Genomic DNA, 19,952 nt, shown 5'->3' with positions numbered 1-19,952 from the left:
GCCTCTTACTTGAGGAACTTGGAGAAGTCGGAGGGCAGATTGAGCTCGGCGGCGGCCTTCTCGTAGTCGATCTCCTCGCCACCCGGCGTGCCGAACGGGTTGGCTGCGGCCGGCTTCTTCTCGGCGTCCGCCTTCGCCTGCTGGGCGGCCTTGGCCGGGTTGCCGGACTTGCGCGCGCCCTTGCCCTTCTTCTTCTGGGCCACCTGCTTGGCGCCGGCGCGCTTGCCGAAGCCGGCGCCGGGCGCGCCCGGCATCCCGGGCATGCCGCCACCGGAGGCGAGCTGCTTCATCATCTTCGACGCCTCGGTGAAGCGCTGGATGAGCTGGTTGACGTCGGAGACCTGGCGGCCCGAGCCCTTCGCGATGCGGGCGCGGCGGGAGCCGTCGAGGATCTTCGGGTTGGCGCGCTCGGCCGGGGTCATCGACTGGATGATCGCCTGGATCCGGTCGATCTCGCGCTCGTCGAAGTTGTCGAGCTGCTCGCGGAACTGGCCCATACCCGGCAGCATGCCCATCAGCTTCGACATCGAACCGAGCTTGCGCAGCTGCTGCATCTGCTTGAGGAAGTCCTCGAGCGTGAACTCGCCGGTCGCGATCTTGGCCGCGTCCTTCTCGGCCTGCCCCTGGTCGAAGGTCTTCTCGGCCTGCTCGATCAGGGTGAGCATGTCGCCCATGTCGAGGATGCGGCCGGCCATCCGGTCGGGGTGGAACAGGTCGAAGTCGGTCATCTTCTCGCCGTTGGAGGCGAACATGACCGGCTTGCCGGTGATCTGGACGATGGAGAGCGCCGCACCACCGCGGGCGTCACCGTCGAGCTTGGTGAGGACCACGCCGTCGTAGCCGACGCCGTCGAGGAAGGCCTGCGCGGTGTTGACCGCGTCCTGACCGATCATCGCGTCGACGACGAAGAGGACCTCGTCGGGGTTGACCGCCGCCTTGATGTCGGCGGCCTGCTTCATCAGCTCCTCGTCGATGCCGAGGCGGCCGGCGGTGTCGACGATGACCACGTCGTGGAGCTTGCGCTTGGCCTCCTCGACGGCGTCGCGGGCCACGTCGACCGGGTTGCCGACACCGTTTCCGGGCTGGGGCGCGTAGACGGGGACGCCGACGCGCTCACCGTTGACCTGGAGCTGGTTGACCGCGTTCGGCCGCTGCAGGTCGGCGGCCACCAGCAGCGGGGCCTTGCCCTGCTCCTTCAGCCACAGCGCGAGCTTCGCGGCCAGGGTGGTCTTACCGGCACCCTGCAGACCCGCGAGCATGATGACGGTCGGGCCGGTCTTGGCGTAGCGGAGCCGGCGGGTCTCGCCACCCAGGATCGTGACCAGCTCGTCGTTGACGATCTTGACGATCTGCTGGGCGGGGTTCAGCGCCTGGCTGACCTCCTCGCCGCGCGCCCGCTCCTTGACCCGGGCGACGAACTCGCGCACCACCGGCAGCGCGACGTCGGCCTCGAGCAGCGCGATGCGGATCTCGCGAGCGGTGGCGTCGATGTCGGCATCGGTGAGGCGGCCCTTGCCCCGAATGTTCTTGAACGTCGTGGCGAGCCGGTCGGAGAGCGTGGCGAACAAGGCGGTCCTTCAGCAGAGTGGTTGTCCTGCCAAGCCTAACGAACTGTTGTACGTGGCGTGATATCCGGCGGGCGCGTGCTGGATGCTGACCGAGATACCTCGGTCAGCATTCGAGGGCCGCGCGGACCGCGTGGGCCGCCTCGGCCGCCCGGTGCTCGGCGAGGGCCCCGGCCGAGGCCTCCTGGAGGTAGAAGACGTCGACGGCCTGCGGGCCGAGGGTGGAGATGTGGGCGGAGCGGACCGCGATCTCCATCCGCGCCAGCGCGACGGCGACGGTGTAGACGACCCCGGGACGGTCGATGGTGCGCACCTCGAGGACGGTGGCCTTGCTGGATGCCTCGGGACGTACGACGACCGAGGGCTCGCTCCCCCGCGCGGCCGCGCTCGGGGCCAGCCGGGTGGCCGGGTCGAGGCGGCCCTCGGTGATGGCGGAGAAGCGCGTGCGCAGCACCGCAGCGTCGACATAAGAGTCGTCGAGGTCCCACACGCTGACCCCGAAACCGCCCTGCTGCCAGGCACGACACGCTCTGACCGGCAGCCGCGCGACCGCGAAGGTCGCGGCCAGGTCGGCGAGCAGGCCGAGCCGGTCGGGCGCGATCACCCAGACCCGGGCGCCGTCGGCGAGCGGCTCGGCACGGAAGGAGGCCGAGCCCGAACGTACGCTCTCGGGGATCTCCACCGCGGCCTGCGGCCGCTCCACCGCGGCGGCGCCGGTGTCGAGGACCCGCGCGGCCCGGCGGGCGAGGTCGAGGATGAGCCGGGCCCGCCAGGTGCTCCACACCTGGGTGCTGGTCGCCCGGGCGTCGGCCTCGGTGAGCGCGGTGAGCAGGGCGAGCGCCTCGGCATCGCCCATCGTGTCCACCACCAGGTCGACGGTCGCGGGGTCGTCCGGGTCCCGGGTGGTCGCGGTGGTGGAGAGCAGCAGGTGCCAGCGCACCAACTGCGAGATCAGGTCGACCTCCTCCTCCGGAAAGCCCATCCGGGAGGCGATCCGGCGGGCGATCGGCTCGCCCGCGACGCTGTGCTCGGTCAGCGACCCCTTGCCGATGTCGTGGAGCAGCGCCGCGACCAGCAGCACATCGGGTCTGGCCACGCGCGGCAGCAGCGCGACCGCCTCGATACAGGTCTCGATGGTGTGCCGGTCGACGGTGAAGCGGTGGATGATCGAGGCGTGCGGGAGGAGCCGGATCCGCTCCCACTCGGGCAGGATCCGGGAGACCGCGCCGGTCTCCTCCAGCGTCTCCCAGACCGCGAGCAGCCCGCGTCCGGCACCCAGGAGACGTACGAAGAGATGCCGCGCCTCCTCCGGCCACGGCTCGGCCAGCGCCGGGGTGTCCCGGGCCAGTCGCGCAGCGGTCGGCGGCGCCAGCGCGACCCCTTGCTCGGCGGCGAGCGCCGAGGCGCGCAGCAGCATCAGCGGATCCCGCGACGGACGGGCGCCCGGCACCAGCACCACCTCGCCCGAGGCGAGCGCCAGACCGTTGCCCAGCGGCGCGAGCCGCGGGCGGCGCGGCGCTCCGGGCCGCGAGCGTTCCAGGACCCCGTCGACCCGCCGCCAGGCCAGGCGGGAGAGATGGGTGAGGCGGCGGCCGATGGTGCGTACGTGGGCCTGTGCCGTGCGGGCGTCGGCCAGCTCGAGCCGCTCGGCGAGCTGGTCCCACATCTCCGGCACGACCCGGTCGGTGGCCCGCCCGCCGATCTCCTGCACGAGATCACGGACGTCGAGCAGGGCGCGGCGCGACTTCTCCAGGTCGACCGCGGGCACGTCGACCAGCCAGGTCGCCACGATCGCCTTGATCACAACCGCGTCCCGCAGCCCGCCGTACATCTCCTTCAGATCCGGCACCGAGGCGTGCGCGAGCTCACCGGCACGCCGGTGTCGCTCCACGCTCATCGTCCTCAGCTCGGGCAGCAGGGCCCGGGCGTGCTTGCGCCAGTGCGCCAGCATCGTCGTACGCAGCCGTAGCACCAGCCCGCGGTCGCCGGCCAGGTGCCGGATGTCGAGCAGCCCGAGGGCGACCCGGAGGTCACCGGTCGAGGACGAGAGCATCTCGGAGAACGACCGCACCGAGTGGTCGAGCTTGGGCGCGGTGTCCCAGAGCGGATACCAGACCTGCTCGGCCACCGAACCCGGCGAGACGGCGTCGTCGTGCACCAGGACCACGTCCCAGTCGGAGAACGGCGCGAGCTCCCCGCGCCCGTATCCTCCGACCGCGACGAGGGCGACCCCGACCTCGGGGCCGCCCGCTGCGGCGTACGCCTTGGCGCACTGCTCGTCTGCCTCGGCTGTGCGCGCCGCCCGGCCCTCAGCCGTCACGCCGCCGCGTTCGTCGAGAGAGGCCAGGATACGAACGCGGCGGCGCGACAGTTCTGATTGTCGCTCGCTGGCGCTCGCTCATGCCCAGCCCCGTTCACGATGTCAGATCGCGGCGTCGTCGCGGTCGCCGGTGCGGACCCGCACGATGGTCTCCAACGGGGAGACCCAGACCTTGCCGTCACCGATGCGCTCGGTCTTCGCCGAGGTCTCGATGGCGCTGACCACCGACTCGACCTCCTCGTCGGGCACGGCGATCTCGATGCGGATCTTCGGCACCAGAGCGACGTCGTACTCAGCGCCGCGGTAGACCTCGGTGTGACCCTTCTGCCGGCCGTAGCCGGAGACCTCGGAGACGGTCATGCCGGTGACACCGACAGCTTCGAGGGCGACGCGAACGTCCTCCCACTTGTGGGGTTTGATCACTGCGGTGACGAGCTTCATTTCTCTCCTCCGGTGGGATTCGATGGACCGGCACTCGGACGAAGCCTAGTCAGAGCGCCTCGGCATCACGTGCACCGGTCCGAACACGGACGACGGACTCGATCGGGCTGAGCCAGACCTTCCCGTCGCCGATCCGTCCGGTCTGTGCGGTCTTCACGACGATCCCGACGACGTCCGCGGCATCCTCGTCCTCGACGACGATCTCGATGCGGATCTTCGGCACCAGGGCGATGTCGTACTCGGCGCCACGGTAGACCTCGGTGTGACCCTTCTGCCGGCCGTAGCCGGAGACTTCGGAGACGGTCATGCCGGTCACGCCGAAGGCCTCGAGGGCCTCGCGCACGTCCTCCCACTTATGGGGCTTGATCACTGCGGTCACGAGCTTCACGAGAGGGCGCCTCCAGAGGTCCTTGATCCTGTCATCTTCGCCGCCACCTTCACCCGGGGACGTTTCGACACCCCGAAGCATCTGTTTCCACTGTGTAACAGACCATTTCACCGTACGTCGCCGAAGCGTCGAAACAGCCCGTAAATCACCCGTGCCGGACCCGCGCGGCGCCACCAAAGGTCGCTACCCTCGTCGCATGTCGCACTACGCCGTCGAGATCGACCTCGATCACCGCAACACCAGCCATGTGCAGGTCATCGACCTGGCTGAGTCCGCCGTCTCGGCGGGCAGTGGGAAGCGGGTCCTCGACGTCGGCTGCTGGACCGGTGAGATCGGCCGGATCCTCACCGAGCGCGGCTGCACCGTCACCGGTATCGAGATCGACCCGGAGGCGGCGAGCCTGGCCGAGAAGGTCCTGGAGCGGGTGGTCGTCGCCGACCTCGACGCGACCCCGCTGACCGAGATGGTCGAGCCCGGCTCCTTCGACGTGGTGATCTTCGCCGACGTCCTCGAGCACCTCGTCGACCCGCGGGCGGCGCTCGAGCAGGCCCGTGACCTGCTCGCCCCCGGCGGCCAGGTGGTCATCTCGATCCCCAACGTCACCCACGGCTCGGTCCGCCTCGCCCTGCTCCAGGGCCGCTGGCAGACCACCGACACCGGTCTCCTGGACCGCACCCACATCAAGTTCTACTCACGCGAGGGGCTGCTGCAGCTCTTCACCGAGGCGGGCTACGCGGTCGAGGACCTGCGCGGCACCACGGCCGACCCGCTCAACGTCGAGGTCTCCGTCGACCCCGGCCTGCTCCCCGAGGTCGCCGTGGAGTGGGTGCGCCTGCAGCCCGACGCGCTGGTCTACCAGTTCCAGCTCGCCGCCCGGCCCCTCGCCGACGGCGAGGTCGCGCCGGCCGCTCCCGAGCTCGTCCAGGCCGTCCCGGCCGACGAGGTCCGGTTCCGCGACGTACACACCCAGAAGTTCGAGGAGGTCACCCGCTCCCGGCTGGCCACCCGCGACCACATCCTCGGCATCCAGGCCTCCGCCAACTCCGCCCAGGCCCGGGTCGGCACCCTGTCCAAGCAGCTGCGCGAGGCCCGCGAGGTCAACCGGCGCCGCCGCGAGCGCATCGAGCGACTGCGCAGCAAGGTAGCTGGCCTCGAGGCCGACCTGACCTACGCCACCCGCCACCCGGTGCGCAACTTCGGCCGACGAGTCGTACGCCGCCTCCGCCGCGCAGCCCAAGGCTGACCGCCGAGTCGGCTCGTCCTGACCAAGATCGGCCGAGTCGGCTCGTTATGACGCGCCGACTCGGCGGTGAATCTGGTCAATTTGCGCCGACTCGGCGATCACAGCCGGGTCAGCGGACGCCGTTGGAGTACGCCTCGCGTACGTACTCGTAGTTGCCCCAGCGGTTGTTGATGAAGTCCTTCTCCCAGTCGTGGACCGCGTTGTCGCGGCTGACGGACTCGAAGTGGAAGAGGGTGACGTCGTGGAGCCAGACCAGGCGCAGGCCCAGTGAGCGACGCACCTTGAGGCACAGGTCGACGTCGTTGTAGTTGACCGGGAGCCGTTCGCTGAAACCGCCCGCGTCGAAGAAGACCTCGCGCCGCATCGCAACGCAGGCGCCGGTCAGCGCGGAGGTCTCCCGGTTGATGTGCAGCTCGCCGTGGTTGCCGCGTTCCTCGGGGCGCGCGCGGTAGTAGGCGTGGGTGATGGTGCCACTGCCGTAGACCAGGCCGGCGTGCTGGATGCGGTAGTCCTCGAAGAGGAGCTTCGGACCGGTCATGCCGACGTCCGGCTCGCGCAGCGGCGCGATCAGGTTCTCGATGACGCCCTCGGAGTAGGCCTCCATGTCGTCGTTGAGGAAGATCAGGACGTCACCGGTGGCGTGGGCGGCACCGACGTTGCACTTGGCGCTGAAGCTGAACTTCTCGGTGAACTCGACGAGCTTGATGTCGGCACCCTCGATCGCCCGCAGCGCCTCCAGCACCGGGGCCGGGGTCGGGGTGTCGTAGACGATCACGAACTCGACGTTGCGGTGCTTGGTGGAGGCGACCACGGAGCGGACGGTCTCGACGACCATCGCGCGCTTCTCGCCCCACACGATCGCACTGGTGCCGATGGTCGGGATGATGACGCTGACCGGGGTGTCCAGGTCGGGCTCCCGCTCGACGCGGTAGAGCCCGGGCGAGACGCCGCGCGAGGCCGTGGCCCGGATCCCGAGCCGGTCGAGGTGGGCCTGGACGGCGCGTACGCCGGCGTCCCAGGCGTACGGCTTGGCCTGGTTGTCCGCGGCGGCGGAGCCCGGCACCATGCGCCAGTGGTAGAGCGCGCCGGGGACGTGGACGATGCGGCGGGCTCGCTCGCTGACCCGCAGCACGAGATCGTGGTCCTGGGAGCCGTCGAAGCCCTCCTGGAAGCCGCCGACCTCCTCCACGACCGAGCGGCGAAACACCGAGAAGTGGGTGCAGTAGTTGTGGTGCCGCAGCCGCTCCGGGGACCAGTCGGGCTTGTAGTAGGCGTCTCGGAGCTCGCCTGCGTCGCTCATCAGGTCCTGGTCGCTGTAGGCGTAGTCGAGGTCCTCGAACCGGTCGTAGGCGCGGACCATCTTCTCCAGCGCGTTCGGCTCGAGCACGTCGTCGTGGTCGAGCAGGGCGACCAGCTCGCCGGTTGCCTCGGCCAGCGAGGAGTTCGAGGCGGCCACGATGCCACCGTTCTCCGCACGCTCCACGATCCGCACCCGCGGCTCGTTCGCGGCCAGCTCGCGCAGCCGCGGAAGCACCCAGGGCGCGGGTGAGCGGTCGTCGCTGAGAACCCACTCCCAGTCCTCATGGGTCTGGCCGAGGACCGACGCGATCGTGTCCTCGAAGGCATCGGCGGGCGGGTTGTAGACAGCGGTGATCAGCGATACCCGGGGCGATGGCATGGTCTTCAGCCTATGACCCTCACCGAGGGTTCGCAGCACCCGACACGGGGCACCCGACCGTTTGGGGACGGTCGTCATCCCGACTTCTCGGAGGGTTCACCGAGTGTCCGGGAGGAGACGGCAGCCGCCCCGCAGGGAGGGTCGGGGGCGGCTGCCGAGTCAGGTGTGGCGTACTCCAGAGGCGTACGTCAGTAGCGCAGGCCACGCAGGTAGGAGTAGCCGACCTCCGCGGTGTGGAGCGGGCTGATCTCCGGGGTGTCGTTCTCGACGATGTACTCCTCGACCTCGTGGGCCGCGAAGACCTTGGCGAAGTCGATGAAGCCGGTGCCCAGATCGACGTGGTCGCCGGTGGTGGGGTTGCGGTCCTTCACGTGGTACTGCCGCACCCGCTGCGGGCCCGACTTGATGGTGTCGATCGCGAAGTCGACGGCGTCGTCGTTGGACAGGCCCAGGTTGACCCCGCCCGTCACGGCCCAGTAGATGTCGATCTCGAGGTGCACCAGCCTCGGGTCCAGCTCGGTGGTGAGGATGTCCCACGGGGTCACCCCGCCGCCGAGATCGGTGGTGAACTCGTGGGCGTGGTTGTGGTAGCCGTAGGCGATCCCGTAGCGCTTGGCGGCCGCCGCCTCGACGTTCATCTGCTCCGCCCAGGTCTGCCATTCCGAGAGCGAGTTGGAGGCGAGGTAGGGCACCACCATGTAGCGCTGGCCGAGGGTCGCGGCGTTCTGCAGCTTGGTCTGCAGCTCGGCGGGGGTGGCGCTGATGCCGTCGTGGGACGAGGAGGCGCGGATGCCGAGGCCGTCGTAGAAGGCCCGCAGCTCGGCCGCGGTCTTGTCGAAGTAGCCCAGAGCCTGCTCCACCCGCGGGTAGCCCATCTCGGCGATCGAGGTCAGCGTCGCATCGAAGCCCGGGTCGCCCCACAGCGCGTCGCGGACGGTCCACAGCTGGATGCTGATCCGGCCCGGAGGCACTCGGCACCCGCCGCGCTTGGCCGCCACGGCAGCGCCGGCCGGCGAGAGCAGACCCGGAACGGCCGCCAGCGCGGCACCGCCGGCGACGGCGCCCAGGGCGCCCTTGAACATGGAGCGACGGCTCAGGCCACGCTCCTCCAGCGAGCGGCGCAGCGCGCCCTCACCATCGAATCCGTAACACATGGGGGTTTCCTCTCGGGGTTGTCGAACTCTCGGGGTCGAGTCAGTCGGTGGTGCTGAAGGCGGCGTCGAAGGAGGCGTCAGGGGCGTCGAAGGCGAGCCGGCGGACGAACTCGAGTGCCTCGGGGGCACCGACGAGGCGGTCCATGCCGGCGTCCTCCCACTCGACCGAGATGGGGCCGTCGTAGCCGATGGAGTTGAGCATCCGGAAGCACTGCTCCCACGGCACGTCGCCGTGGCCGGTCGAGACGAAGTCCCAGCCGCGCCGCGGGTCGGCCCAGGCGAGGTGGGAGCCGAGCCGGGCGTTGCGGCCGTTGCCGGTCTGCATCTTCGTGTCCTTGCAGTCCACGTGGTAGATCCGGTCGCGGAAGTCCCACAGGAACCCGACCGGGTCGACCTGCTGCCACACCATGTGGCTGGGGTCCCAGTTGAGCCCGAACGCCTCGCGGTGGCCGATCGCCTCCAGCGTCGCGACGGTCGACCAGTAGTCGTAGGCGATCTCGGAGGGGTGGACCTCGTGGGCGAACCGCACCCCGCACTCGTCGAAGACGTCGAGGATCGGGTTCCACCGGTCGGCGAAGTCCCGGTAGCCGGCCTCGACCATCTCCTGGGTGACGGGCGGGAACATCGCGACGTACTTCCAGATCGAGGAGCCGGTGAAGCCGACGACCGTCTTGACCCCGAGGTTCTTCGCCGCCCGGGCGGTCATCTTCATCTCCTCGGCCGCCCGCTGACGTACGCCCTCGGGGTCGCCGTCGCCCCAGATCTTCGCGGGCAGGATGTCTTTGTGGCGCTGGTCGATGGGATCGTCGCAGACCGCCTGGCCCTTGAGGTGGTTGGAGATCGTGAAGACCTTGAGGTTGTGCTTCTCCAGCAGGTCCAGCTTCGCCTGGACGTACGTCTCGTCCTCGGCGGCCTGCCAGACGTCGAGGTGATCGCCCCAGCAGGCGATCTCGAGGCCGTCGTACCCCCACTCGGAAGCGAGGCGGCAGACCTCCTCGAACGGCAGGTCGGCCCACTGGCCGGTGAAGAGCGTGATCGGTCGGGTCATGGTGTGGTTGTCCTTCCTCAGGGGAGCAGTTCAGGGGAGCAGGGATGCGAGCAGGTCGCGGACCTCGGTGGCCTCGAACCGGTCGCGCTTGGCGGAGGCGTCGGAGCAGACGAGCACCGGGCCGTGCGCGGGGTCGTCCGGCAGCCGGCCGTGGCTGCCGGAGACCGGGGCGGGGTCGAGCGGCACCACGCTCATGGCGTAGCGCAGCCCGGCCGTCTTACGGGCCAGCGTGGTGGCGGCGCGCAGCTTGACCCAGCGGTCCTCGGGGTCGAGGAACAGCTCGGCGGGGTCGTAGCCGGGCTTCTTGTGGATCTCGACGCCGCGGGCGAAGTCGGGCGCGTTCGCGTCGTCGAGCCAGTAGTAGTAGGTGAACCAGGCATCCGGCTCGGCCACCACGACGAGCTCGCCGGCGCGCTCGTGGTCGAGTCCGTACGCCGCTTGGCCGGCGCGGTCGAGGACCTCGGCCACACCGTCGAGCCCGGTGAGCAGGTCCCGGACCCGCTCCAGGTCGGCGGGGTCCTTGATGTAGACGTGGGCGATCTGGTGGTCGGCGACCGCGAAGGCCCGCGACGTCCACGGGTCGAGCAGCTCGCCGGTGGCGTTGTGGTGGACGTGCAGGAAGCCTTCGCGGCGCAGCAGCCGGTTGACGTCGACCGGCCGGGTGGCGCGGGTGATGCCGTACTCGCTCAGCAGTACGACGCGTACGCCTGCGGCGTCGGCGTCATCGAGCAGCGGCGCCAGGGTGGCGTCGACATCGCGGGCCGCCTGGACCGCCTGCGGGCTGTCGGGGCCGAACCGCTGCAGGTCGTAGTCGAGATGCGGGACGTAGACGAGGGTGAGGTCGTGGTCGGGCATGACCTTGCGCGCGGCTGCGACGATCCATGCCGAGCTCTTGATCGAGGCCGTGGGACCCCAGTAGGTGAACAGCGGGAACGGGCCCAGCTCCGCGGTGAGGGTGTCATGGAGCTCGGGCGGCCAGGTCCAGCAGTCCGGCGACTTCTTGCCGTCGGCGTGGTAGGCCGGGCGCGGGGTGACCGTGGTGTCGACGTCGGCACCCATGGCGTACCACCAGCAGATGTTGGCGACCTTCGCGCCGGGACGGCGCCTGCGGACGACGTCCCACAGCTTCTCGCCCTGCACCAGCGCGTTGTGCTGGCGCCACAGGAGCACCTCGCCGAGGTCGCGGAAGTACCAGCCGTTGCCGACGATGCCGTGCTCTCGCGGCAGCGCGCCGGTCAGGAAGGTCGACTGGACCGAGCAGGTGACCGCGGGCAGCACGGTGCCCAGCTCGGCGGTGAACCCCGACTCCCCCACCTGCCGCACCCGCGGCATGTGCTGGAGCAGCTCGGGGGTCATCCCGACCACGTCGATGACCAGCAGCTTCTCGTTGTGCTCGATCATGCCGATGCCTCCTGCAGCTGTTCGAGACCGGCTTCGAGGAGCCGGTCGCGGGTCCAGGCCAGCTCGGCCGCGATGCCCGCGACCAGGCCGGCGTCTCCGTCGGGGCGGACCTGCTCGGGCAGTACGCCCCAGGTGTAGGTCTCGACCTCGAGGTGGTCGGTGTGGGCCACCGGGCCGCCGAGGAGCGCGTCGAGCGTGCCCGCCAGGTGGTCGCGGGTGCTGCGCAGCGGCGGGGCCGGATCGGCGTGGAGAGGTACGTGGAAGTGCACTCGCCAGGGATGCTCGGCCGGCAGCGGGCGATGGCCGGCAAGCGCCTCGGGCAGGTCGTCACGGCTGTCCACCCGCGCCCCGCGCGGCTCGCGGGTCTGGTGGAGGAAGCGGTCCTCGGCGTAGGAGGCCAGAGCCTCCCGGGTCGCCGGATCGCTCGGGTCATCGGCGTGCAGGGCCGCGGAGACCTGGACCTTGACCACCGGCAGCCCGGCCACGCGCAGCCGGTCGAGCGCCTCGGTGGCGTCCTCGAACTGGGTGGCGAGGTGGCAGGTGTCGACGCAGATCCCGAGGTGGTCGGGGGCCAGTCCGGCGAGCCGGGTGACCGCGTCACGGGTCGTCTCCACGACGCAGCCGGGCTCGGGCTCGAACCCGACCCGCACCGGCCGGCCGTGCTCGGCCTCGATGCCGGCCAGGCCGTCGGCGAGCTCGCCGATCAGCTCGCGCGCCGCCCGGTCGCGGTCGGTGAACCACGGGGTGCGCCAGCCCAGCGGGAGCGTCGAGATGCTGCCGCGTACGGCATCGTCTGGCAGCAGCGCCGACAGCACCCGGGCGCAATCGAGGGTGTAGTCGAGGCGGCGCCGGGTCGACCAGTCCGGGGAGTAGACGTCGCGCTTCACGACCGGAGCATGGAACCCGGCGTACGGGAAGGCGTTGAGCGTGACGACCTCCAGGCCGTGGCGGTCCAGGCCGGTGCGCAACCGGTCGAGGGTGGCCGGGTCGCCGGCCAGCTCGTGCGCGGTCGCGGCGGGCAGCCACAGACCGAGGCCGAGCCGCTGCACGCCGAGCCGGGCGCGCACCTCGCCGGCGTAGCGGCGGAGCTGGTCGAGGATCCCGTCGACGTCCTCGGCCGGATGCACGTTGCTGCAGTAGGCGAGGTGGACGACGGTGCCGTCGCGGTGCCGGAACCTCATGCCCGCTCACCTCGCAGCAACGAGTTGCCGGCGAAGGTCGCACCCTGGTCGGCCGCAGGTACGTCGAGCAGCAGCCGTCCGCTCTGGCCGAAGAACTCCACCGGGTTGCGCCACAGCACCCGGTCGACGTCGTCCTCGGTGAAGCCGGCCGCCAGCATCGCCTCGCCGGTCGCCCGCGTGCGCAGCGGGTCGCTCCTGCCCCAGTCGGCGGCCGAGTTGACCAGCACCCGGTCGAGACCTCGGCGCTGGAGAATCGCGACCATCCGGTCGGGGTCCATCTTGGTGTCGGGGTAGATCGAGAAGCCCATCCAGGCGCCGGCCTCGTCGACGACGTCGACGGTCACCTCGTTGAGGTGGTCGACGACGACCATCCCGGGCTCCATCCCGGCCGCCTCGACGAGGTCGAGGGTGCGGCGGGTTCCGGCCAGCTTGTCGCGGTGGGGCGTGTGCACCATCGCGGGCAGCGCGAACTCGCGGGCCAGCTCCAGCTGGCGGCCGAACGCCTTCTCCTCGTCCTCGGTCATCGAGTCGAAGCCGATCTCGCCGACCGCGACGACCCCGTCCTTGGCGAGGTAGCGCGGCAGCAGGTCGAGCACCGGGGTGCAGCGCGGGTCGTTGGCCTCCTTCGGGTTGAGCGCGATCGTGCAGTGGTGGGCGATGCCGAACTGCGAGGCCCGGAACCGCTCCCAGCCGACCAGCGCGTCGAAGTAGTCGACGAACGAGTCGACGCTGGTCCGCGGCTGGCCGAGCCAGAAGGCCGGCTCCACCAGGGCACGGACGCCGGCGGCGTACATCGCCTCGTAGTCGTCGGTCGTACGCGAGGTCATGTGGATGTGCGGGTCGAAGATGCGCATCAGGACTCCCGAGCGGTCTGGGTGGGGGCGGGCAGGAAGGAGAGGGCGTCGGCGGGCACCTCGCGGCCGGCCGCGCGCCGCTCGGCGGCATAGTCGGCGACCATCCGGCGCAGCTCGTCGTCCGACCTGTCGAGGCCGGCCACCAGACGAAGAGGTACGCCGACGAAGAGACACTTGAGGACGGCCTGACGCCACGCGGCGGGATCGAGACGAGCGGCGTACGTCCCCAGCGCGGCTGCCACCAAGCGGGGGTCGTTGGTGCGCAGCGCGTCGTGGAGCAGGTCGACGGCACGATCGCCGATCGCCTCCTCGAGGTGCCCGAGGCCGATCAGGACCGCCCGCCGCTCGTCGGCGTCGCCGAAGCGGTAGAGGTCGTGCACCTCGACGCTCAACGCGTCGGGGTCACCGGCCAGGCCACGGCCGAGCGCCAGCAGCAGCCGCACGCGTACGTCGTCCTCGACCCGCTCCGCGCCCGGCTCCGGCGAGGTGCGCGGAGTGCGGCCGATCTCCCTGGCCGCGGCCGGGAAGCGGGTCCTGATCCGGGTGGGGTCGGTCTCGATCTCGGCGCACCACTCGGCGAGCAGCTTCTCGTTCATGCGCCCACCTCCTCGGGTCGGGGCAGGTCCTCGAGGGTCTCCCGCAGGAACGCGAGGGAGCGCTCGGCGACGACCGGGGCGGCGTGGGACTGGCGGGGCAGCTCGAGCGCGGCGAGCCCGGTGTAGCCGATCTCGACCAGGGTGCCGAGCGCGGCGGCGAAGTCGACCTCGCCGGTGCCCAGCTCCAGGTGCTCGTGGACGCCCTCCACCATGTCGTCGACCTGCACGTTGGCCAGCAGCGGACCGGCAAGGCGGATGGTCTCGGCCATCCCCCGCGGCTCGTTGCACACGACATGACCGAGGTCGAGCGTGACCCGCAGCAGCTCCGGGTCGTCCAGGCGCCGGCGAAGCTCGATCACGGAGTCGAGGGTGTCGACGAAGTGCCCGGGCTCGGGCTCGACGGCGCACACGACGCCGCGGCGACCGGCGAGGTCGAGGACCCGCCACACCCCGTCGCACAGGCGTCCCCAGGCCCGGTCCTCGTCCACTCCGTCCGGCAGGGTGCCCGACCAGAACGAGACCGCCTCGGCGCCGAGGTCGGCAGCCACCTCGACCGCCCGGTGCAGATAGTCGACCCGACGGCTCGCGTCCGGTCCCGGGTGGAGCAGCGTCGGGTAGTGCTTGCGGAGCGGATCGAGGATGTAGCGAGCGCCGGTCTCGATCACGACCGACAGGCCGAGCTCGTCCAGCCGTCGGCCGACCTCGGCGACCCGGCCCGCCAGGTTCGGCCGGAAGGGGTCCAGGTGAAGGTGGTCGAGCGTCAGCGCGACCCCGTCGTAGCCCAGCGCGGCCAGGAGGCTCAGCGCGTCCTCGAGCCGGTGGCTGTGCATGCCGTTGGTGCCGTAGCCGAAGCGCAATGTGCTCGTCGTGCTCATGTCGGTGACACCACCTTCGAGGCGGCCTTGACGATCGGGCCGGCCGCCAGCAGCGCGACCGCGGCCAGCGGCGAACGGCGGGCGATGAGCGCGGCCTGGAGCGGGATCATCCCGCGGATCCCGGCGCCGGTGGCGCGCCGGACCGTACCGGCATCCGGCGAGGAGACCGCGGCCAGCTGCGCGGAACCGACACTGCGTGCGTACGTCGCGGCGAGGGCTACGGGCAGCGCCGCCCGCCCATGGCCGGCCGCCGCGACGGCGGTCACGACCGTGACCGCCCCGGCGAGAGTCGCGGTGACGGGACGGGTGCCGTGGACCTCGCCCCGGCTGAGCAGGGTGACCCCGGCGGTGTGCGCGGCGAGCAGGCCGGCCGGCACCAGCCCGGCGCGCGTACGCCCGCTCGCGCTCGCGCCGAGGAGCACGTCGAGGCCACGGGCCGCGGCCATCGCGACCGGTCCGGCCGAGGTGTCCTTGAGGACGGTGTCGTAGGCCCACACCGTCCCGGCCAGGGCGGCCGCCGTCACCGCGGCCGGACGCCCGCCTGCGAGCCCGGCCAGCCCGACACCCGCCGCGGTCAGCCCGACGGCCACCCCGAGCGCCTGCCGCGGGCTGACCCGGCCCGACGGGATCGGCCGCTCGGGGCGCTCGACGGCGTCGAGGTCCCGGTCGGCCCAGTCGTTGAGCGCCATCCCGGCCCAGTAGAGCGCCACCGAGGCGGCCGGCATCGCGACCGCGCGGGCCCGCAGCGGACCGGCCGCGGCGGCACCGGCCAGGGTGTCACCCGGCACGGTGAGGGCCGCCGGCAGCCGGACCAGCTCGGCGAAGGCTCGGGCGCGAGATGTCATGCGCCCACCCGAGCGCACCACGCGACCAGCTCTTCCCACTGCGTACCGAGCCGGTGCTCGGTGGAGCCGGCCGGGTCCTTGAAGAAGAACCCGAACGGAAGCGGTCCGCTCTCCCCCGCCTCCTGCGCGCGCAGGACGAGCCGGGCCAGGTCGAGCACCAGGGGCGCGGCCAGCGCGGAGTCGCAGCCACTCCAGGTGAACTGCAGCGACATCCGCACCCCGAGGAACCCCTCGAAGGAGACGTGGTCGATGGCGGTCTTCCAGTCGCCGTGGTCGGGGACGTAGTCGATGTGCATCGGCCCCTGCACCGGGTGACCGAGCATCGCCTCCAGCCCCTGGGCCTTGGTGACGAGCTTGCTCTGCGCGTTGGCCGGGTCGGCGAGCGTGGCGCCGTCACCGCCACCGAGCATGTTGTAGGAGGCCCAGGCGTTGACCTGCAGCGCCCGCGTCGAGAACATCGGCGCCAGCGCCGACTTCAGCAACGTCTCCCCGGTCTTCCCGTCCGATCCCGCCCACGGGAGCCCGGCGCGCTCGGCGAGGGTGACGAGCACCGGCAGCCGCGGCCCGGGACTGGGCGTGAACGAGACCACCGGGCAGCCGGCCCGGTAGGCGGCCAGGACGTAGACGGAGCTGGCCGGCAGCGGGGACTCCCCCGCGGCCAGCGCCGCGTCCAGGGTGTCGGGGTCGGCGAGCGGTCCGCCGTCGACGACCTCGGCCGGCGGCTCGGTGCTCGCCACGTCGATCACGACCACCCGCTCGAGCCCGTGCTCCTCGCGGAAGGCGACGAGGTCGGCGGTCAGCCGCTCGACCGCGACACCTTGCGGCTCGGCGCCCGCCGGGTCATAGCCCGTACGCAGTCGCCTCTCGACCTCCTCCAGCTCGCCGGCGATCGCCGGCAGGATCCCGGCGGGAACGACCCCGCCCGCGGCGAGCCGCTCGGCCCGCTTCAGCAACGGGTCCGCCCGCAGGTCATGCCCACCGATCACCAGATCGTCCAACGAGGGCAGCCCGGCGGCGGCGATCTCCGGCTGCTCGGCGACCAGTCCGACCCGCCCTGCGAGCCCGGCCCGGACAGCCAGCGCGCCGACGGTCGTCGTGACGCCCACCGACCCGCAGGCACCGACCAGCCAGAGCCCGACCCGCCCGCTCATCAGTCCGCTCATCTGTCCGCCTCGCAGCGGAAGCGGGCGGCACCGGCGACCATCTGGATGCCGCCGAGCACGTGGGAGAGGAACTCCGGCTCGGTGAACGACTCCGAGGTGTGGCCCATGCCGGTGTAGAAGGCCCGGCCGCCGTCGTAGCGGTGACACCAGGCGATCGGGTGCGGGTCACCCATGGCGAACCGGCCCGGGTTGTAGCTGGTCTCGTCGAGGTCGGCGAGGACCCGGATCGAGTCGGCCGGACGGTCGCGGAAGCTGTACCACTCGTCCCAGCGCGTCCACCGCTTCGGCAGCTCGGCCGTCGCCGCGGTGTTGTGCGCGTGCACCTTCACCGTCGCGGTCTGCTGGGCAGGGTGGCCGGCGAAGTAGGCACCGACGAGGCCGCCGTACCAGGGCCAGTCGTACTCGGTGTCGGAGGCGGCGTGCACGCCCACATAGCCGCCACCGTCCTGGATGTAGCGCTCGAAGGCGGCCTGCTGACCGGAGTCGAGCACGTCACCCGTCGTAGAGAGCCATAGCACCGCCTCGTACGCCGCCAGGTCGGTGTCGTTGAACACCGCCGCGTCCTCGGTGGCGGTCACCGTGAAGCCGTTCTCGGCCCCCAGCCTCTCGATCGCCGCGATGCCGTCAGGGATGGAGCCGTGCCGGAACCCGGCGGTCTTGGAGAACACCAGGACGTCGTACGTCCCAGTTCCCTCGCTCACCTCAGAGCGGTCCGCGCTCGCGGCCGGCGCCGGTGTCAGGCCCGGGGCGAAGGCGGCCACCGCCACCAGCCCGACTCCCGCGATCAGCGTCCGGAACCTTCTCGATCCGTGCTTCATGTGCGTATCCCTTCTGTGCTCAACGGTCTGAACAGGCTGGAATCGGCCGAGCGGCCCCGGGTGGATCAGGTGGGGATCTCCTGCCACGTCCTGGTGTCGGAGCTGGTCTCCACCGCGGCGAGAACGCGCTGCACCTGGAGTCCGTCGGCGAACGTCGGCGTCGGCTCGGCGCCCTCGCCGAGCGCCCGGACGAGGTCGACGACCTGGTGGGTGAAGCCGTGCTCGTAGCCGAGGCCGTGGCCCGGGGGCCACCACGCGGCCACCCACGGGTGCTCGGGCTCGGTGACGACGATCCGGCGGAAGCCGCCCTCGGCGGCCGGCAGGGTCGCGTCGTGGAAGTGCAGGACGTTCATGTCCTCGAAGTCGAAGGCCAGGCTGCCCTTCGACCCGTTGATCTCGATCCGGATCGCGTTCTTGCGGCCGGTGGCGAAGCGGGTGGCCTCGAAGGAGCCGACCGCTCCCCCGGCGAACCGCGCCAGGAACACCGCGGCGTCGTCGACGGTGACTGGCCCGCGCTCGGTGCCAGCGGTGGCGGAGAGCCCGGACGAGGTCTCTGCCACCGGGCGCTCCTTGACGAACGTCTCCAGCATCCCGGAGACCTCCAGGATCCGGTCGCCGGTGATGTGCTGGGTCAGGTCGATGACGTGGGCGCCGATGTCGCCGAGCGCACCCGAGCCGGCCTTGGTCTTGTCGAGGCGCCAGCTCAGCGGGGTCTCGGGGTCGGCCAGCCAGTCCTGGAGATACTGCGCACGTACGTGGTGGAGCTCCCCGAGACGACCGTCGGCGACCAGCTTCCGGGCCAGGGCGATGGCGGGCACCCGGCGGTAGGTGAACCCCACCATCGCCCGCACTCCACGCTCGGCGGCCACCGCGGCGGCCGCGGCCATCCGCTCGGCCTCGGCCACGCTGTTGGCCAGCGGCTTCTCGCAGAGCACGTGCTTGCCGGCCTCGAGCGCGGCGATCGCTATCTCCGCGTGGGTGTCGCCGGGCGTGCACACGTCGACCAGGTCGACGTCGTCGCGGGCGATCACGTCACGCCAGTCGGTGACGCTCTCCTCCCAGCCGAACCGGGTGGCGGCCTCCGCCACGCGAGTCGCGTCACGGCCGCAGAGAACCTGCATCCGCGGGGTCAGGGGAAGGTCGAAGAAGCGGTGGGCACTGCGCCAGGCGTGGGAGTGGACGGCGCCCATGAAGGCATAGCCGATCATCCCCACCCCGAGCGTGGCGTTCTGCTCGGTCATCGGAACTCGATCCTGTGTTTCGGTGGTGTCGCTCCGCGCCCGAGCGCGGAGCGATCTTGCGGTCTGACTGGGTCGGGCTCGATCAGGACTCGAAGGCCGTGGGCAGGAACTCGTCCACGTTCTCCTTGGTGACGACGGGCGCGTCCAGCTGGATGGTGCGCGGCACGGTCACCTCGACCAGGTCGGACATGGCCTTGTCCTGGGCCAGGAGCCGGGCGAGCTTGATGCCGTCAGCGGCCTGGGTGGAGGGGTAGATGACCGTCGCCTTGAGGACGCCCTTGTCCGACTCGATCTCGCGCATCGCGTTGGCCGAGCCGGCGCCGCCGACCATCGTGAACTCGTCGCGACCGGCGTTGTTGATCGCGGCGAGGACGCCGACGCCCTGGTCGTCGTCGTGGTTCCACAGGAAGTCGATCTTCGGCGCGGCCTGGAGCAGGTTGGAGGCCGCCTTCTCGCCGCCCTCGACGGTGAAGTCGGCGGCGACCCGGTTGTCGACGTCGAGGTCGCACTTGGCCAGCGCGTCCTTGAAGCCCTTGCTGCGGTCCTGGGTCAGGGGCAGCGAGTCGATGCCGGCGATCTCGGCGACGACGGCGTCCGTCTTGCCGCCGGCCTGCTCGCAGACGTACTCACCGGCCGAGACACCCATGCCGTAGTTGTCACCGAGCACGGTGACCCGGGCGGCGTTGGGGTCGTTGAACTCACGGTCGACGTTGATGACCGGGATGCCGGCCTCCATCGCCTTGAGAGCCACCGGCGTCATCGCAGCGCCGTCGAAGGGCAGCAGCACGATGGCGTCGACCTTGTCGTTGATGAAGGTCTCGACCTGGCTGATCTGCAGGCTGACGTCGTTGGTGCCCTCCGCCAGGCGCAGGTCGACGTCCTCGTACGCCTCGGCGGCGGTCTTGGCCTGCTCGCTGATCGCACCCATCCAGCCGTGGTCGGCGGCGGGGGCCGAGAAGCCGATGACGACCGTGTCGCCCTTCTCGTCGTTGGAGCCGGCCTTGGCGTTGGAGGTGCCACCGACGTTCTCGGACTTCTCGGGGGTGTTGCTGATGCACGCCGAGAGGGCGAGCACCGAGAGACCGGCGACGACGATTCTTGCTGTGGACTTCAGTTTCATGGAAGTGCTCCTAGATCGTGC

Annotated in this window: 18 protein-coding genes; 1 reads left to right on the top strand and 17 read right to left on the bottom strand. The window is 71.1% G+C overall.

Annotated features, from left to right (window positions below; genetic code table 11):
* Positions 1-5: 5 nt before the first annotated feature.
* The 4 genes from ffh to ACIO3S_RS28170 form a co-directional block, all read right to left on the bottom strand.
* On the bottom strand, positions 6-1,568 hold the full coding sequence (ffh, locus tag ACIO3S_RS28185; protein WP_357340412.1) for a signal recognition particle protein: 1,563 nt from the start codon (positions 1,566-1,568) through the stop codon (positions 6-8).
* A gap of 103 nt (positions 1,569-1,671) precedes the next feature.
* Positions 1,672-3,936 carry a [protein-PII] uridylyltransferase gene (locus ACIO3S_RS28180; protein ID WP_400469909.1) on the bottom strand — a complete coding sequence of 755 codons (2,265 nt, stop codon included), beginning with the start codon at positions 3,934-3,936 and terminating at the stop codon, positions 1,672-1,674.
* Positions 3,937-3,987: 51 nt separating this feature from the next.
* A complete protein-coding gene (locus tag ACIO3S_RS28175) occupies positions 3,988-4,326 on the bottom strand; it encodes a P-II family nitrogen regulator (protein ID WP_008363338.1) in 339 nt (112 codons plus the stop codon).
* Between the two features lie 49 nt (positions 4,327-4,375).
* Positions 4,376-4,714, bottom strand: a complete 339-nt coding sequence (locus ACIO3S_RS28170; protein ID WP_141803747.1) for a P-II family nitrogen regulator — start codon at positions 4,712-4,714, stop codon at positions 4,376-4,378.
* 196 nt (positions 4,715-4,910) lie between these two features.
* On the opposite strand from ACIO3S_RS28170, the gene ACIO3S_RS28165 reads away from it, so the two are divergent.
* Positions 4,911-5,957: a class I SAM-dependent methyltransferase gene (locus tag ACIO3S_RS28165; protein WP_400469809.1), complete on the top strand. Its 1,047-nt coding sequence runs from the start codon at positions 4,911-4,913 to the stop codon at positions 5,955-5,957.
* 109 nt (positions 5,958-6,066) lie between these two features.
* On the opposite strand, the gene ACIO3S_RS28160 is transcribed toward ACIO3S_RS28165, so the two are convergent.
* The 13 genes from ACIO3S_RS28160 to ACIO3S_RS28100 form a co-directional block, all read right to left on the bottom strand.
* Positions 6,067-7,635, bottom strand: coding sequence for a glycosyltransferase (locus ACIO3S_RS28160; RefSeq protein WP_400469806.1), 1,569 nt, complete (start codon positions 7,633-7,635; stop codon positions 6,067-6,069).
* A gap of 188 nt (positions 7,636-7,823) precedes the next feature.
* Complete coding sequence (locus ACIO3S_RS28155; protein WP_400469803.1) at positions 7,824-8,789, bottom strand: sugar phosphate isomerase/epimerase family protein; 966 nt, start codon at positions 8,787-8,789, stop codon at positions 7,824-7,826.
* A 40-nt stretch (positions 8,790-8,829) separates the two neighbouring features.
* Positions 8,830-9,837 carry a sugar phosphate isomerase/epimerase family protein gene (locus ACIO3S_RS28150; protein WP_400469800.1) on the bottom strand — a complete coding sequence of 336 codons (1,008 nt, stop codon included), beginning with the start codon at positions 9,835-9,837 and terminating at the stop codon, positions 8,830-8,832.
* Between the two features lie 30 nt (positions 9,838-9,867).
* Positions 9,868-11,238, bottom strand: coding sequence for an alkaline phosphatase family protein (locus ACIO3S_RS28145; protein ID WP_400469797.1), 1,371 nt, complete (start codon positions 11,236-11,238; stop codon positions 9,868-9,870).
* A complete protein-coding gene (eboE, locus tag ACIO3S_RS28140) occupies positions 11,235-12,419 on the bottom strand; it encodes a metabolite traffic protein EboE (protein WP_400469794.1) in 1,185 nt (394 codons plus the stop codon). Before eboE ends, ACIO3S_RS28145 begins: the two co-directional genes overlap by 4 nt.
* The gene (locus ACIO3S_RS28135) at positions 12,416-13,273 is read right to left on the bottom strand and encodes a TatD family hydrolase (protein WP_400469791.1); all 858 of its coding nucleotides are present in this window, start codon (positions 13,271-13,273) and stop codon (positions 12,416-12,418) included. The genes eboE and ACIO3S_RS28135 overlap by 4 nt, the downstream gene beginning before the upstream one ends.
* Complete coding sequence (locus tag ACIO3S_RS28130; RefSeq protein WP_400469788.1) at positions 13,273-13,869, bottom strand: EboA domain-containing protein; 597 nt, start codon at positions 13,867-13,869, stop codon at positions 13,273-13,275. The genes ACIO3S_RS28135 and ACIO3S_RS28130 overlap by 1 nt, the downstream gene beginning before the upstream one ends.
* Positions 13,866-14,744: a sugar phosphate isomerase/epimerase family protein gene (locus ACIO3S_RS28125; RefSeq protein ID WP_400469785.1), complete on the bottom strand. Its 879-nt coding sequence runs from the start codon at positions 14,742-14,744 to the stop codon at positions 13,866-13,868. Before ACIO3S_RS28125 ends, ACIO3S_RS28130 begins: the two co-directional genes overlap by 4 nt.
* Entirely contained in the window at positions 14,741-15,589 is an 849-nt protein-coding gene (locus ACIO3S_RS28120; RefSeq protein ID WP_400469782.1) for an SCO3242 family prenyltransferase, read from the bottom strand. The genes ACIO3S_RS28125 and ACIO3S_RS28120 overlap by 4 nt, the downstream gene beginning before the upstream one ends.
* Positions 15,586-16,752 (bottom strand): inositol-3-phosphate synthase, encoded by a 1,167-nt coding sequence (locus ACIO3S_RS28115; protein ID WP_400469779.1) that lies wholly within the window; start codon positions 16,750-16,752, stop codon positions 15,586-15,588. The genes ACIO3S_RS28120 and ACIO3S_RS28115 overlap by 4 nt, the downstream gene beginning before the upstream one ends.
* Entirely contained in the window at positions 16,749-17,570 is an 822-nt protein-coding gene (locus tag ACIO3S_RS28110; protein ID WP_400469776.1) for a ThuA domain-containing protein, read from the bottom strand. Before ACIO3S_RS28110 ends, ACIO3S_RS28115 begins: the two co-directional genes overlap by 4 nt.
* A 65-nt stretch (positions 17,571-17,635) precedes the next feature.
* Complete coding sequence (locus tag ACIO3S_RS28105) at positions 17,636-18,811, bottom strand: Gfo/Idh/MocA family protein (protein WP_400469773.1); 1,176 nt, start codon at positions 18,809-18,811, stop codon at positions 17,636-17,638.
* 82 nt (positions 18,812-18,893) lie between these two features.
* Positions 18,894-19,931, bottom strand: coding sequence for a substrate-binding domain-containing protein (locus ACIO3S_RS28100; protein ID WP_160024501.1), 1,038 nt, complete (start codon positions 19,929-19,931; stop codon positions 18,894-18,896).
* Positions 19,932-19,952: the final 21 nt, after the last annotated feature.

Origin of the sequence: Nocardioides sp. NPDC087217 (assembly GCF_044744805.1) — a bacterium.
Taxonomy (GTDB): Bacteria; Actinomycetota; Actinomycetes; order Propionibacteriales; family Nocardioidaceae; genus Nocardioides.
The sequence above is the reverse complement of the archived record's forward strand: the minus strand, read 5'-3'. Positions and strand labels throughout refer to the sequence as shown.

Excerpts from the sequence above, each read along its gene's own strand:
- ACIO3S_RS28110 (WP_400469776.1), bottom strand. The coding sequence starts at position 17,570 with ATGAAGCACGGATCGAGAAGGTTCCGGACGCTGATCGCGGGAGTCGGG.
- ACIO3S_RS28160 (WP_400469806.1), bottom strand. The coding sequence starts at position 7,635 with ATGCCATCGCCCCGGGTATCGCTGATCACCGCTGTCTACAACCCGCCC.
- eboE (WP_400469794.1), bottom strand. The coding sequence starts at position 12,419 with ATGAGGTTCCGGCACCGCGACGGCACCGTCGTCCACCTCGCCTACTGC.
- ACIO3S_RS28155 (WP_400469803.1), bottom strand. The coding sequence starts at position 8,789 with ATGTGTTACGGATTCGATGGTGAGGGCGCGCTGCGCCGCTCGCTGGAG.
- ACIO3S_RS28165 (WP_400469809.1), top strand. The coding sequence starts at position 4,911 with ATGTCGCACTACGCCGTCGAGATCGACCTCGATCACCGCAACACCAGC.
- ACIO3S_RS28130 (WP_400469788.1), bottom strand. The coding sequence starts at position 13,869 with ATGAACGAGAAGCTGCTCGCCGAGTGGTGCGCCGAGATCGAGACCGAC.
- ACIO3S_RS28175 (WP_008363338.1), bottom strand. The coding sequence starts at position 4,326 with ATGAAGCTCGTCACCGCAGTGATCAAACCCCACAAGTGGGAGGACGTT.
- ACIO3S_RS28145 (WP_400469797.1), bottom strand. The coding sequence starts at position 11,238 with ATGATCGAGCACAACGAGAAGCTGCTGGTCATCGACGTGGTCGGGATG.
- ACIO3S_RS28125 (WP_400469785.1), bottom strand. The coding sequence starts at position 14,744 with ATGAGCACGACGAGCACATTGCGCTTCGGCTACGGCACCAACGGCATG.
- ACIO3S_RS28135 (WP_400469791.1), bottom strand. The coding sequence starts at position 13,273 with ATGCGCATCTTCGACCCGCACATCCACATGACCTCGCGTACGACCGAC.
- ACIO3S_RS28115 (WP_400469779.1), bottom strand. The coding sequence starts at position 16,752 with ATGAGCGGACTGATGAGCGGGCGGGTCGGGCTCTGGCTGGTCGGTGCC.
- ACIO3S_RS28100 (WP_160024501.1), bottom strand. The coding sequence starts at position 19,931 with ATGAAACTGAAGTCCACAGCAAGAATCGTCGTCGCCGGTCTCTCGGTG.
- ACIO3S_RS28105 (WP_400469773.1), bottom strand. The coding sequence starts at position 18,811 with ATGACCGAGCAGAACGCCACGCTCGGGGTGGGGATGATCGGCTATGCC.
- ACIO3S_RS28150 (WP_400469800.1), bottom strand. The coding sequence starts at position 9,837 with ATGACCCGACCGATCACGCTCTTCACCGGCCAGTGGGCCGACCTGCCG.
- ACIO3S_RS28120 (WP_400469782.1), bottom strand. The coding sequence starts at position 15,589 with ATGACATCTCGCGCCCGAGCCTTCGCCGAGCTGGTCCGGCTGCCGGCG.